The organism is Geobacillus sp. CAMR5420 (assembly GCF_000691465.1).
Taxonomy (GTDB): Bacteria; Bacillota; Bacilli; order Bacillales; family Anoxybacillaceae; genus Geobacillus; species Geobacillus thermoleovorans.
The window spans coordinates 1-13726 of the sequence record NZ_JHUS01000022.1 but is presented as its reverse complement, the minus strand read 5'-3'; the positions used below and the strand labels follow the sequence as shown (position 1 = coordinate 13726).

The following is a 13726-nucleotide window of genomic DNA, read 5'->3' as shown; positions in this document are numbered from 1 at the left end:
GAAAATCCTTTTCCTTGCAAAGAACGAAAAAGGAACTCCCGAAACGGGAATTCCTTTTTCCTATAGGATCGACACTAAAATCGCTTTTTGGGCATGAAGCCGGTTGCCGGCCTGCTCAAATACGACCGAGTTCGGGCCGTCCATGACGCCGGCCGTCACTTCTTCGCCGCGATGGGCCGGCAGGCAATGCAAAAAGAGGTAATCGGGTTTGGCCGCTTTGGCGAGCTCTTCATTCACTTGGTACGGCTGGAACACTTGAAGCCGCTCGGCGCTTTCGCTTTCTTGGCCCATGCTCGTCCATACGTCCGTATAAATCGCATCCGCTCCGGCCACTGCCTCAAGCGGGTCGTGCGTCACCACAACGGTTGCTCCGGTTTTCTCGCCGATCTGGCGCGCTGCCTCGACGTATTCCTCCTTCGGCTCATAGCCTGGCGGACAGGCAATGAAAATATCCATTCCCACTTTTGCTGCGGCCGCAAGCAAGGCGTTGGCGACGTTGTTGCCGTCGCCGACATAGGCGAGTTTGACGCCTTGGAACGTTTTCTTCGCTTCGTAAATCGTCAGCAAATCCGCCAGCGCCTGGCACGGATGATCGTCGTCCGTCAAGCCGTTGATGACCGGAACGGACGCATATTCGGCCAACTCCTCGACTTTTTGATGGGCAAATGTGCGAATCATAATGACATCGACGTATTGCGACAAGACGCGGGCCGTATCGGCGATCGTTTCGCCGCGGCCAAGCTGCAAATCGTTGCCGTTTAAATACATCACCTGGCCGCCAAGCTGGATCATGCCGACTTCAAACGACACGCGCGTGCGCGTTGAGGGCTTTTCAAAAATCATCGCCATTGTTTTGCCGGAAAGCGGCGCATACGGCACGCCGGCTTTTTGTTTCGCTTTTAAATCGGCTGCTAGCGCCAACAAGTCCATAATTTCGTCTGTTGAAAAATCGAGCAGCGTTAAAAAATCTCTCCCTTTTAATGACATCACTGCATTCATGCGATCACCGCCTGTTCTGCCTGTTTTTTCTTTTCCAACCAGCCGTGGATCGGCTGCACATCAAGATGATCCACATCGAGCGCCTGCAAGAAGAGCTTCAATGTCTCACGTTCCGTGAAGACGAGCAATTGTCGGGACAACGCAGTCATTCGTTTGTTTGCCTCGTCTTCCTCTTTGCCCAAGTTGATCACCGCGAGCGCCGTGTCGCGCTTCACCCAATCGGCAAACGGGACATCTGACACGATCACAAGCTGTTTCGCTTCGATTTCCGCGGCCAGCGTCTCATCGATGCCGCCAATCACATACATTTCATTGGCGTTTGCTTTCTTTCGCAAGTACGCGTAAAACGCTTTGTACGCCGCTTCTTCCTTCGTCGCGGCGATGCTGATGCCTTCACCGGTCGATTTCATCTCCGGTCCAACCATCGGGTCAACCCCCGGCAGCTTATGGGTCGAAAAGACCGGATACTTTAACACGGCGTACGGCATGACCTCCAATCCGCGAGCTTTTTCGTCAACGATGTCGACGAGTGATTTCCCAAGCAATAACTTTGTCGCAATTTGCGCCAATGGCACGCCGGTCGTTTTGCTGACGATCGGCACCGTCCGGCTGGCGCGCGGATTCACTTCCAGGACGTATACATTGCCGTCCGCAATGACGTATTGAATGTTCATGATTCCTTTAAAGCCAAGTTTTTTCGCAATCCGACCCGCATAGTCGATGATTTTCGCTTTTTCTTCGTCTGTGAGCGTCTGCGCCGGCAGCCAAGCATAGCTGTCGCCGGAGTGGACGCCGGCTTTTTCGACATGTTCGATAATCGTCGGCAGTAAAATGTCCGTCCCATCCGTGGCGATGTCGGCCTCCGCCTCTTTCCCGTCCAAATACGCATCGATCAAAATCGGATATGTCAACTCGCCTTGCTCAATCAAAGCGGCGAGCTGCGCCTCGCTATGGACGATAAACATGCCGCGGCCGCCGATGACATACGACGGGCGAAGCAGCACCGGGCAGCCGATCTCGGCCGCTTTGGCGGCGAGCTCCTCGGCGTTGTTCGCCATCAAGCCCGGTACGTGCGGGATGTCAAGCTCCTCAAGCAACTGGTAAAAACGATCGCGATCCTCAAGCTGGTCAATCATATCGTACGTGACGCCAAGCAGCGGCACACCTGCTTCTTCGAGTCCTTTGACCAAATTGATTGCCGTCTGTCCGCCAAACTGAACGATGACATGCTTGATTTGTTCCGCTTCAATGACATCCAAGACGCTCTCTAAGGTAAGTGGCTCAAAGTAAAGGCGGTCGGCGACGGCAAAGTCCGTGCTGACGGTTTCCGGATTGTTGTTGATCATCACCGTTTCATAGCCTTCTTTTTGCAAGGCGAACACGCTATGAACGGAGCTGTAGTCAAACTCAATGCCTTGGCCGATGCGAATGGGTCCAGCTCCAATGATCAGCACTTTCTCCTTGCCGCTCGCTTTCTTCCGCTCGTCTTCGCCGAAATAGGTTGAGTAGTAATAATCCGTTTCCGAATGAAATTCGGCCGCGCACGTGTCGACCATTTTGTATGACGGCACGATGCCAAGTTCCTTCCGCTTGTTGCGCACATCAAGCTCCGTCACGCCCCACGTTTCGGCCAAAAAGGCGTCGCTTGCCCCTTTTTCTTTCAAGAAGCGCAACGTCGGCTCATCGATCGTATCGATCGTGGTGGCTGCCGCCTGTTTTTCGAGCGCCACGAGCCGTTCGAACGAAGCAAGGAAAAAGCGGTCGATTTTCGTCCATTCGTGAATGGCTTCGACCGCCACCCCGCGGCGGAGCAGTTCCAACATGGCGAAAAAGCGGCGGTCGTCTTTGTCGACAAGCAGCTGTTTCAGCTCGTCATTCGTTTTCGTCGAAAGCTCCGGCAAAAACAGTCCGTTGTTTTTTCCTTCGAGCGACTGCACCGCTTTTTGGAACGCCCGCTCCATATTGCGATCGATCGCCATCACTTCTCCGGTCGCTTTCATTTGCGTACCGAGCTTCCGGTCCGCGTGCGGGAACTTGTCAAACGGCAAGCGCGGAAACTTGACGACGACGTAGTCCAAGGACGGCTCGAAGCTGGCGTACGTCGTTTTCGTCACCGGATTGACGAGTTCCGCGAGCGTATAGCCAACCGCCAGCTTCGCCGCAATGCGGGCGATTGGGTAGCCGGTCGCTTTCGAGGCGAGCGCTGACGAGCGGCTGACGCGCGGGTTGACTTCGATTAAGTAATATTGTTTGCTGTTCGGGTCAAGGGCGAACTGAATGTTGCAGCCGCCGATGATCCCTAATGCGGAAATGATCTTCACCGCCGACGAACGGAGCATTTGGTACTCCTCATCGGTCAACGTCTGCGACGGTGCGACGACGATCGAATCGCCCGTGTGGATGCCGACTGGATCGACGTTTTCCATATTGCAAACCGTGATGCACGTATTCGACTGGTCGCGCATCACTTCGTATTCAATTTCTTTAAACCCGGCGACGCTCCGTTCGATCAAACATTGGCGGATCGGGCTTTCGGCCAGCCCTTTTTCCACGAGCGCGAGAAACTGCTCCATGTTTTCGGCAATGCCGCCGCCCGTCCCGCCGAGCGTATACGCGGGACGAATAATGATCGGAAAACCGATTTGTTCGGCAAACGCGACCGCTTCCTCAACGCTTGTGACAATTTCGCTCTCCGGCACCGGTTCGCCAAGCTCATGCATTAACGCGCGGAACGCTTCGCGGTCTTCCCCGCGCTTGATCGCTTCAATCGGTGTTCCGAGCAGTCTCACCCCATACTTTTCAAGCACGCCGGCTTCATGCAGCTGAAACGCCAAGTTGAGCCCTGTCTGGCCGCCGAACGTGGCGAGCAGCCCGTCCGGGCGTTCTTTGGCAATAATCGCTTCGACCGCATCGACGGTGAGCGGTTCAAAATACACGGCATCGGCATGAACTTCATCGGTCATGATCGTCGCCGGATTGTTGTTCACTAAAATGACGCGATATCCTTCTTCCTTTAAGGCGATGCACGCTTGTGTGCCGGAATAATCAAACTCGGCGGCCTGGCCGATGACAATCGGCCCCGACCCGATCAGGAGAATCGACTGAAGCGAAGAATCTTTAGGCATACACGTTCTCTCCCTTGAACACGGTTTGCAAAAATTCGTCGAAAATATAGCCGGTATCTTGCGGCCCCGGATGCGCCTCCGGATGGTATTGCACCGACAAAATCGGTTTATGGCGATGGACGATGCCTTCGACCGAGCCGTCGTTGACGTTGATGAAGCGGATGTCAAACGGCTTGCCCGCCAAGCTTTCCTCTTTGACGACGTAACTATGATTTTGCGATGTCATCATCACTTTTTGCTTCCCGGCGTCCCACACCGGCTGATTGGCGCCGCGGTGCCCGAAGCGGAGTTTTTCCGTATCCGCCCCGTACGCTAAGGCGACAAGCTGATGGCCAAGGCAAATCGCAAGCGTCGGATACCGGTCGATCAGCTGACGGATAGCGGGAAGCTGATGGCTTAACTGTTTCGGATCGCCCGGGCCGTTCGAGAGGACAAGCCCGTCCGGTTTCAGCGCGTCAATCGCTTCCGGCGCCGTATCATGCGGCACGACCGTCACCCGGCAGCCGCGTGCAAGGAGCGACTGCAAAATCGACTTTTTATAGCCGAAATCGATGAGCACCAAATGCGGCCCGGCTTCGCCGTATGTTTCGATCGTTTTCGTTGACACCGCGCGCACTGGAAACGCCGCTTCCTCATCAGCAACTGCTGGAATCGGCGACAAACTTAATTCCGCCATCATCGTCCCAGCGGTGCGGATTTCTTTCACAAGGGCGCGCGTGTCCACGTGCGTGAGAAGCGGAATGTTCCAATGCTGCAAGTATTCTGCCAAGCTGTATTTCGCCCCGTAATGAAATCCTGTGCCGCTCGCTTCGTAGACGACGACCGCTTCGACGTGCGGCCGCTTGCTTTCAAAATCGTCTTCATTAATGCCATAATTGCCGATCAGCGGGTACGTAAAAACGATGATTTGGTTTTTATACGACGGGTCGGTCAACACTTCTTGATAACCGGTCATGCCGGTGAAAAAAACGATCTCCCCGCTCACCTTTTCTTCAAGCGGAGCGGCGAGCTCGCCGCTGAACGTTTTTCCGCTCGCCACATGCAAGTACGCTTTCATTGGCGCCACCTCATCGTTTGAGTTTTTATAACCGTTCAAGAATTTTTATGCATGAACAGGAATAAAAATTAAGCCATCGGCCGTCCGTTTACAAGACAGCTGAGGCGTTGGCGTTGTTCAACACGTTTGTTAAAATGTCCACCGCTTCATCGATTTCCGCTTTCGTCACCACAAGCGGCGGCAGCAGGCGGATCACCTTCGGCCCCGCCGAGAGGACAAGCAAGCCGTTTTCATGAATCAATGGCAACAGCGGCGCGACGTCCGTTTGGCACTCGACCCCGACAAGCAGCCCGAGCCCGCGCACGTCCTTGACGATGTCAAGCGGGGCGAGCGCGTCATGGAGGCGCTCAAGCAAATAGCGGCCTTTCTCCTGCACTTCTTGCAAAAATACCGGATCGAACACCACTTCTAACGTCGCCTTGGCAGCGGCCATCGCGATCGGGTTGCCGCCAAACGTCGACCCGTGCACGCCAGGCCCAAACGACTCTTTCAAAAACGCTTTGCCGATCATCGCACCAACCGGAATGCCGCTTCCAAGTCCTTTCGCCACGGTGATGATGTCGGGCTCCACGCCGAAATGCTGGTAAGCAAACGGCTTTCCGGTCCGGCCGATGCCGGTTTGCACTTCGTCGATGATCAGAAGCGCCCCGTGCTGTTGACACAGCTCCGACGCTATTTGCAAAAACGCCGGATCCACCGGGCGGACGCCGCCTTCCCCTTGGACGACCTCAAGCATCACCGCGGCCACTTCTTCGTTCATTGCCTGCTTGAGAGCGTCGACATCATTCAGCGGCAAGTGAATGAATTCCGGAAGCAGCGGACCAAAACCGCTATGCACTTTCTCCTGCCCGGTCGCGGCCATGGTCGCGAACGTCCGGCCGTGAAACGACTGGTGGAACGTAATGACTTTGTGTCTCCCAGTATGTTTGCGCGCCAGCTTCAGCGCCGCTTCGTTCGCCTCGGCTCCGCTATTGCAGAAAAAGACGCAGTCGCCGGCGCTGTGGGCGACAAGCAAGGACGCGACCTCTTCTTGAATGGGAATCGTAAACAAGTTCGATACGTGCCAATATTGATTCAGCTGCTTTTCAATCGCCTTTTGGACGTGCGGATGGCGATGGCCGAGATTGCAGACGGCAATGCCGGAGACAAAGTCGAGATATTGTTTTCCGTTTACATCGGTCACAACCGTCCCTTCCGCGGCTTGGACGGCGATCTTCCAACGGTTGTATGTCGGAAACAGCGCGCTCATAAATATACCCCCACTTCTTTGCGAATCGTTGTGCCGTGCCATGTTCCGTTCTGGTAAAACGTCGTTTTGCCGCTGACGATCATCACCTCGGGCAGCGCATCGGACAGGGCGGAGAGCGCCGCTTTCACTTTCGGAATCATCCCGCCCGTGATGACGCCGTCTTCGATCAGTCGTTCAATCGTTTCCGCCGTCGCCTCGGCCACGAGCGCGCCGTCTCGCAAAATGCCGGGCACGTTCGTCACAAACGCGAGCTGGCTGGCGCCGATAGCGGCCGCGACCGCCCCAGCCGCCGTGTCGGCGTTAATGTTGTATGTTTGCCCGTTTTGATCGATGCCAAGCGGCGAAACGACCGGAATGTAGCCCGCCTCAAGCAGCGTGCGCAAAAGACGGGAGCGAACCGTTTTCACACGGCCGACATAGCCAAGTTTAGCAAAGTCAATCGGTTCAGCTTCGAGCAGCCCCCCGTCCACACCGGAAACGCCGACCGCCGGCAAGCCGTTCTGCCTGAGCATCGCCACAAGCTGTTTGTTCACTTTGCCGGAGAGCACCATTTCCACAACGGCAAGCACCTCTTTCGTCGTTTTCCGCAAGCCGTTGACAAACTCGCTCGGCACCGCCAGTTTTTTCAACATTTGCCCGATTTCCGGCCCGCCGCCGTGGACGATGACGACATCCATCCCTTGTTCCCGCATCGTTCTGACGCTGGCAAAAAAGGCGGGAGACAGCTCATCGAGCACGCTGCCGCCGCATTTGATGACGACCGTTTTCCCCATCTTTCTCTCTCCTTACGTCCGATAGCTGGCGTTGATTTTCACATAATCGTACGTCAAGTCGCAGCCCCACGCGACGCCGAAGCCATCGCCCAAGTGCAAATCCACCTCAATGACGACCGTCTCTTGTTGCAAATACGCCGTCGCTTCTTCTTCCGAGAACGGCTGCGGCTCGCTTCCTTTCAGCATCACAATCGGCCCGATCGCGACATCAACATTGTCCGGATCAACGTCAGCGTCCGCATAGCCGATCGCGCCGATGATCCGCCCCCAGTTGGCATCCGCGCCGTAAACGGCCGTTTTCACTAAGTTGGAGCCAACGATTTGCTTCGCGACTTTTTTCGCCTCATCGTCCGTTTTCGCGCCGCGCACGCGCACTTCAATGAGCTTCGTCGCCCCCTCGCCGTCTCTGGCGATTTGCTTCGCCAAGTCTTCGCACGTTTTCCGCAGCGCCTCGTAAAAGTGTTCCCAATCCGGATGATTCGGCGTCAGCTCGTCATTTCCGGCAAGACCGCTTGCCATCACCACAACCATGTCATTCGTCGACGTATCGCCATCGACGGTAATTTGATTGAACGATACATCGGTAATCGACCGGAGCGCATCATGCAGCACCGCCGAAGAAATGTTGGCATCGGTCGTAATGAACGCGAGCATCGTCGCCATGTTCGGATGGATCATCCCCGATCCTTTCGCCGCCCCGCCGACGGTGACCGTTTTCCCATCGACGGTCGTTTGGTAACAGGCGCGCTTCATCACCGTATCCGTCGTTAAAATCGCCGTTTGAAACGCCTCAGCATCCGCCATCGTCGCCCCTGGAACAAGCTTTTCGATGCCCGCGCGAATTTTTTCCATCGGCAAATATTCCCCGATCACGCCCGTTGAAGCGACGGCCACATGGTGCAGCGCCAGGCCAAACTGTTTCGCGCACAGCTCGCGCATTTCATAGGCGTCCTTGAGCCCCTGCTCGCCGGTGCAGGCGTTCGCGCATGCACTGTTGACGATGACCGCCTGCAATTTTTGTTCTACAGCGAGGCTCGCCTGCGTCACTTTGAGCGGCGCCGCCTGGAAATGGCTTTGGGTATACACAGCGGCGGCTGAAGCTGGCACGTCGCATAGAATAACCCCTAAATCTTTTTTCGAATAGCGCAGCCCGGCGTGCACCCCAGCCGCTTGAAATCCTTTCGGCGTGACGACCGTTCCATCGGCGACCGCCGTTACTTGCGCCGTTTGTTTCGTCGCTGTCATTGTTCGTTCCCCTTCCCTCACGGATAGATCGGCAAGGATTGGAGGCCCTCGGCCTCATCCCACCCCATCATCAAATTGAAGTTTTGCACCGCCTGCCCGGCAGCGCCTTTCATTAAGTTGTCGATCACCGACACGACCGTCACCCGTCCCGTCCGTTCATCGTAGGCGAGGCCGATGTCGCAATAATTTGAGCCGTACACTTCTTTCGTCGCCGGAAATTGCCCGACCTTGCGAACGCGGATAAACGGCGAACCTTCATAACTTGTTTTATATAAATCTACCAAGTCGTTTGGCGAAATCGGTTGTTTCGCCTTCGCATAGATCGTCGCCATAATGCCCCGTGTCATCGGAATCAAATGGGTGCTGAACGTAATCGGCTCCATCGCTTCATTCCACGTTTGCAGCGTTTGCTCAATTTCCGGAATGTGCTGATGGACGTTCACTTTATAAATTTTCACGTTTTCGTTCACTTCGGAAAAATGCGTCCCAAGCCCTGCTTTCCGCCCCGCGCCCGATACGCCGGACTTGGCGTCAACGATGATCGAATCTTCCTGAATCAATCCTTCTTTGACAAGCGGCGCCAAGCCAAGCAGCGTCGCCGTCGGATAACAGCCCGGGTTGGATAGGAGCACGGCCTCGCGCACCGCCTCCCGATTCCACTCGGTCAGCCCGTACACCGCCTTTTGCAAATATTCCGCTGGCGCCGCCTCGCGTCCGTACCATTGTTCGTACACCGCTCCGTCTTTCAAACGGAAATCCCCGGATAAATCGATCACTTTCACTCCCCGATCCACGAGCGCCGGCGCCCACTCCCCGGACACCCCGGGCGGCGTGGCGAAAAAGACCGCATCGTAACGGGAAAGCGCCTCGATTTCAAGTTTATGCAACACCGCACCATCGACCGAACCGACGTGCGGGAAACTTTCCGATACATGAACCCCGTCCTGCGACGACGAGAAAACGTCGCAGCGGCTCACATGCGGATGCCCGTGCAACAAGCGGAACAACTCCGCGCCGCTGTACCCCGTCGCCCCGATAATGGCTACGTTCATCATGTTCCCCCTCACCCGTATGCCTCATGTAGTTCTCATTATAATACTGTATAAAAATAAAATCAAATGTATATTTAATAATTTTCGAGGATTTTTTCTTGCCCCTCCCTAAGTCTATGGGAAACGAATACCGATTTGTCCCGGCAGCCAAGGTGCATCCTTGACTCCATCACCCTCATGTCCTCGGGATGCAAAGACTTTCACAAACGATTCCATCGATGTTCAACAAGTTTTCAATCTTTCCACTATCCTTATATTGACTTCCCTCTTTTTTCCTGTACACTTTTATATAGCGATACATTTTACGTAAGGTTGTGATCGAATGAACGAGATTGAATCTCGTGAATGGCAGAAGTGGCTTACACCGCTTGGGCGCGATCTTCACCTTGAGAAGGGAACGTACTTGTTTCAAGAAGGGGAAAAAGCAGACGACATTTACTATATCCAATCGGGGAAAATCCAAATCAGCAAAATGGACATGGACGGACGGGAGCTCGCGCTGCGCATTTGCAGCGAGGGCGATTTGATCGGCGAGCTGACGCTGTTTTGCCCTGGCGCCCGCTACATGCTGACGGCGAAAGTGCTGGAAGACGGCGTCGTTTCCGCCATTAAGCGCGAGACGCTCGAACAAGAACTTGCCAACAATCCGACGCTGGCGATCGAGTGGATGAAATGGATGAGCCTCCATTTCCGCAAAACGCAGACGAAATTCCGCGACTTGATTTTACACGGCAAAAAAGGAGCGCTCTATTCGACGCTCATCCGTTTGTGCAACAGCTACGGCGTCATGAAAGAAGACGGCATTTTGATCGACGTGCCGCTGACGAACCAAGAGCTCGCCAACTTTTGCGGCACCGCCCGCGAAGTCGTCAACCGCATGCTCGGCGATTTGCGGAAAAAAGGCGTCATCTCCGTGCAAAAAGGAAAAATTCGCGTCCACAACTTGCAATACTTGCGCGACGAAATCTCCTGCGAAGGCTGCCCGCCCGAGCTGTGCCGCATTGACTGACGGGCAAGTGCGGCAAATAAAAGGGAAGGCCGTTCTCGGCGCTCAGGGGCGGCCTTTGCTTTTTTGAAGCAAACACTCCCCTGCTGTTGAAAGCTACACTGCCTATCAACGATGCACCTGCAACCATCGCCACGGCTTTCCAACCACCTTTTTTTAAAGGCTTGGCATCCACCATACGCCGCAACCCCCGCGTTGACGGCAAACCAGAAGAAATGCCCATCCGGATCTATCAACATCACTAGATTGTTATTTGCGTACGTGTATCCATTGTGCGTCAAGATATCGTCCGCATCCCCCGGATCCGGATCTAGGGATAGGAACACGCCATGCGTTGGATGATAGTACCAGGCGATCAGATAATACAGACCTGTTTCGTTGTTATATTGATACCCCGCATATCGGTATGAGTTTTCCTCCGCCAAGGCGCCGGATTGGGAAAGAATTTTGCCCCATGTGTCGTACTGGTAGCGAACCACCACGTTTCCTTGCACATCTGTCAGGGAGATAACATCGCCGTTCGTGCTTGCCCTTCCTTGAATGGTCACGAAAAAAGAACCTTGAAAGGCTTGTTGCCAATCAAGGATCCTTATTGTTCTGTCCTAGCGTTCAAGGCGAGGCTTCTTTACTTAGCTTCGTTAGAATAATGCAAGAAAAGAGAATCGACAACCTCTTGCGGAAGCTGTTGATTGGCAAAATTAAGCGCCACCCATGATAGAACCGTTTGATCCATTGGACGCCAAGTTTTTACAATCGGCCATGCATCCACACGATGGTTCGCATCTCGAAGTCCTAAAATACAAATGCCGTAATTTCTATCCCCCCATATAGCCCATTTCATGGAAGAAGGCAACCAAATAACTGTATACGAATTGTATAACATTGCATCAGCTGGACTTTCCTTAGGCCCCAATTCCAGGACATTTACATATTGATCAGATGTTAAATGAACAGGGGGTTTCACCCAATTATAGTAACCAAATTCTTCATAAAAGTATTCTACAGGATGAGGATCTAGTACAGCAGTAAGAATATACTCATCTTTCATTTTTTCGACAATTGCTGAATTACGGTCCAAAAATCCCCATCCATTGTCCAGTCGAATTCTTCAAACCAAAAATAACGAAATGGTTCACGAAATACCTGTTTGGGCAATCGATTTTCTAAGAAAAACACATCGTTCACCGTGCGGTATAACTGATAAAATTCTCTTTTTTCTCTCACAAACAATGTTTCTAAATTCACGAAGATCACCTATTGTTTTAAACCTGATTTTTAAAGTCATTTTTTACTTCCCTTTGGATAATAGTCAGCGGTTGGCCCACCTGTAGATTTCGCTTCATCACGAAGAACGTATTCAGCTCCGTGAACCGCAATGTTTCCTTGTTGCTCATTTAGAGTGTGAATCGTCTATTTCTTTCGTTTCAATTTCTTTATTGTGATGTTGATATCGTCTAACAGTGCGCTTTCACTTAGCCATTTCCAAAATTTCCCCTTTGTTAAATACTTTTTTTCCTCAACAATTCTTTCAAGTCTTGATGCATCATCAATATTTCCATATCTACCTATTGCAAGTATGGCATGATTCTTTAGTGTTGTATTAAAATCACCCGTTAAAATGTCAAAGAACTTATTTACTACATCCCTAGTAACTTTGTCCTTAGGAAATTTTTCCGCGAAAGCAAGTAGAGTAACGGCACTAAAAACACGCTCAAATTCCTCACTAAAGAGATCTTCTATTATAACTTTTGATGCTTCTGGATGATCAAATGAATGATAAATAGCCTCTGCTAATGCTTTATGAGAATAACGGGAATCTGGTTTTCTGTACTCCTTAATTATTTCTTCTAGTCCACATATTATTTGTAATTTTGCTACCTTGATTTGTTCCAGCACCTCTTTGTTATCCGTATTGATTTTGTCTAATTCTCTTATAGCATTGTAATCGCCAATTGTTCCTATCATAGCTATATCTGCGATTAAATCCGTGCCACTTTTTTTAGATAAATTGCGAATTTTTCTTTTTAATTGAGTTTCTTTCCCCTCTAAAAAATCCAATACACTTTCTGCATAAGCTTTAACAAAAAAGGGTCTTCACCATTTTCTGTGATTTCCACTCAACCCCAGAAATATGTTAGCTGGATGAAATCGGTTCATCAGTCAGGATCCTTCTTCCGCATACAGACCACGAAGTTGGTAGAATGGAAACAGTCAAGTGCTTTCCTTGACGGGTTCCATTCTACCAACTATCATACCGATAGCGGAAGAAGGGAGCGCTTAAGCAGCCTGACTACCTGTAGTGTTCCCTGTACACTCCAGAAATACACGCAAACGAAACCGTTCTCGATTTCGATAGCCATATGCCCGGCGTTTGATGTTTTTGATCTTGTGATTCGTCCCCTCGATTCGGGCATTGGTATATGGGCACAAAAAGTAGGAAAGAATCGGCTCCTTCCACCTTTCAAGCGTGTTGGCTGCTTCCTGAAAAGAAGCAAAAGGGCTCTGTTTGGCTAACTGAATCCATTCTTCCAAGCGTTCCTTTGCTTCGTTATATCCATCGGTTCGGTAAAAATCCCGAAACAACTCTTTCAGATAATAAGCAATGGAAAGTACCGGATACTCCTCCAAGATATCGTCCAATCGAAGCCGTTGGTCCTTACGAAGCTTTTCACAGCCTTTTAAGAGAAGATATCGAGCCTTTTTCAATGGAGGAAATTCCTTTCTTGCTTGATCCAAGGCTTGTGTCACTTTTTGAATCACATGGTACTTATCGATGACAATCGAAGCAGATGGAAACAGGGCGCGAACCGCCTTATGATAAGGTTCCCACATGTCAAGAATCACCGTTTGGACCCTTTCTTTCGACAGGACATTTTGGCTCAACAAGTGGAGGGCGGAGTCACATTGGCGATCGGCATGCATTCCCATGACCGATCCGGCTTTGGCATCCATCAATACGGTTTCATACTGATGTCCCTTTTTTACCGCGATTTCATCTAAGCTAAGCACCATCTCTTCTTGAGAAGATGCTTCTATCGCTGTTTGACGCTCTTTTGCTTTTTTCGATGCAATGAAGTAATAGATGCGCTCCAATGTTGTATATGGGATGCGGTGCTTTCGGCTAACCTCTTGAATGGTGGAGCCTTCGCAAAGTTCATACAAGTACTCACAAAATCGATTGGTGTAGTGTTGATTGGGTGGAATCGATTCCAAAGAGGCG

11 protein-coding genes and 1 pseudogene are annotated in these 13726 nt (G+C 52.0%); 1 reads left to right on the top strand and 11 read right to left on the bottom strand.

Annotation, left to right across the window (positions count from 1 at the left end; all coding sequences use genetic code 11):
• Positions 1-60: 60 nt before the first annotated feature.
• The 7 genes from argF to argC all read right to left on the bottom strand — a co-directional run bounded on the left by argF (position 61) and on the right by argC (position 9500).
• On the bottom strand, positions 61-999 hold the full coding sequence (gene argF / locus DI44_RS12210; protein WP_033024888.1) for an ornithine carbamoyltransferase: 939 nt from the start codon (positions 997-999) through the stop codon (positions 61-63).
• Positions 996-4124: a carbamoyl phosphate synthase large subunit gene (locus tag DI44_RS12215; protein ID WP_033024887.1), complete on the bottom strand. Its 3129-nt coding sequence runs from the start codon at positions 4122-4124 to the stop codon at positions 996-998. The genes argF and DI44_RS12215 overlap by 4 nt, the downstream gene beginning before the upstream one ends.
• Positions 4117-5181 carry a carbamoyl phosphate synthase small subunit gene (locus DI44_RS12220; RefSeq protein ID WP_014195160.1) on the bottom strand — a complete coding sequence of 355 codons (1065 nt, stop codon included), beginning with the start codon at positions 5179-5181 and terminating at the stop codon, positions 4117-4119. Before DI44_RS12220 ends, DI44_RS12215 begins: the two co-directional genes overlap by 8 nt.
• Positions 5182-5269: 88 nt before the next feature.
• Complete coding sequence (locus DI44_RS12225; RefSeq protein ID WP_033024884.1) at positions 5270-6430, bottom strand: acetylornithine transaminase; 1161 nt, start codon at positions 6428-6430, stop codon at positions 5270-5272.
• Complete coding sequence (gene argB, locus DI44_RS12230; RefSeq protein ID WP_011230293.1) at positions 6427-7203, bottom strand: acetylglutamate kinase; 777 nt, start codon at positions 7201-7203, stop codon at positions 6427-6429. Before argB ends, DI44_RS12225 begins: the two co-directional genes overlap by 4 nt.
• Before the next feature lie 12 nt (positions 7204-7215).
• A complete protein-coding gene (gene argJ / locus DI44_RS12235; protein WP_013146088.1) occupies positions 7216-8448 on the bottom strand; it encodes a bifunctional ornithine acetyltransferase/N-acetylglutamate synthase in 1233 nt (410 codons plus the stop codon).
• A 17-nt stretch (positions 8449-8465) separates the two neighbouring features.
• On the bottom strand, positions 8466-9500 hold the full coding sequence (gene argC / locus DI44_RS12240; RefSeq protein WP_011230291.1) for an N-acetyl-gamma-glutamyl-phosphate reductase: 1035 nt from the start codon (positions 9498-9500) through the stop codon (positions 8466-8468).
• Between the two features lie 322 nt (positions 9501-9822).
• On the opposite strand from argC, the gene DI44_RS12245 reads away from it, so the two are divergent.
• Positions 9823-10509: a Crp/Fnr family transcriptional regulator gene (locus DI44_RS12245; RefSeq protein ID WP_021321866.1), complete on the top strand. Its 687-nt coding sequence runs from the start codon at positions 9823-9825 to the stop codon at positions 10507-10509.
• Here DI44_RS12245 and DI44_RS17810 read toward each other — a convergent pair.
• From DI44_RS17810 to DI44_RS12255, 4 genes and pseudogenes are all read right to left on the bottom strand, one after another.
• A pseudogene (locus tag DI44_RS17810) lies at positions 10406-11033 on the bottom strand (RHS repeat-associated core domain-containing protein); the annotation flags it as partial. The gene DI44_RS12245 and the pseudogene DI44_RS17810 sit on opposite strands and share 104 nt — an antisense overlap.
• Before the next feature lie 98 nt (positions 11034-11131).
• Complete coding sequence (locus DI44_RS0116970) at positions 11132-11584, bottom strand: hypothetical protein (protein ID WP_223812638.1); 453 nt, start codon at positions 11582-11584, stop codon at positions 11132-11134.
• A 332-nt stretch (positions 11585-11916) separates the two neighbouring features.
• Positions 11917-12564 carry a hypothetical protein gene (locus DI44_RS12250; protein WP_033024880.1) on the bottom strand — a complete coding sequence of 216 codons (648 nt, stop codon included), beginning with the start codon at positions 12562-12564 and terminating at the stop codon, positions 11917-11919.
• A gap of 219 nt (positions 12565-12783) precedes the next feature.
• On the bottom strand, positions 12784-13726 hold a 943-nt coding region (locus tag DI44_RS12255; RefSeq protein ID WP_033024879.1), incomplete at its 5' end, for an ISL3 family transposase.

Coding starts and splice junctions, on each gene's coding strand:
- DI44_RS12245 (WP_021321866.1), top strand. CDS start 9,823: ATGAACGAGATTGAATCTCGTGAATGGCAGAAGTGGCTTACACCGCTT.
- argJ (WP_013146088.1), bottom strand. CDS start 8,448: ATGACAGCGACGAAACAAACGGCGCAAGTAACGGCGGTCGCCGATGGA.
- DI44_RS12225 (WP_033024884.1), bottom strand. CDS start 6,430: ATGAGCGCGCTGTTTCCGACATACAACCGTTGGAAGATCGCCGTCCAA.
- DI44_RS12220 (WP_014195160.1), bottom strand. CDS start 5,181: ATGAAAGCGTACTTGCATGTGGCGAGCGGAAAAACGTTCAGCGGCGAG.
- argF (WP_033024888.1), bottom strand. CDS start 999: ATGAATGCAGTGATGTCATTAAAAGGGAGAGATTTTTTAACGCTGCTC.
- argC (WP_011230291.1), bottom strand. CDS start 9,500: ATGAACGTAGCCATTATCGGGGCGACGGGGTACAGCGGCGCGGAGTTG.
- argB (WP_011230293.1), bottom strand. CDS start 7,203: ATGGGGAAAACGGTCGTCATCAAATGCGGCGGCAGCGTGCTCGATGAG.
- DI44_RS12215 (WP_033024887.1), bottom strand. CDS start 4,124: ATGCCTAAAGATTCTTCGCTTCAGTCGATTCTCCTGATCGGGTCGGGG.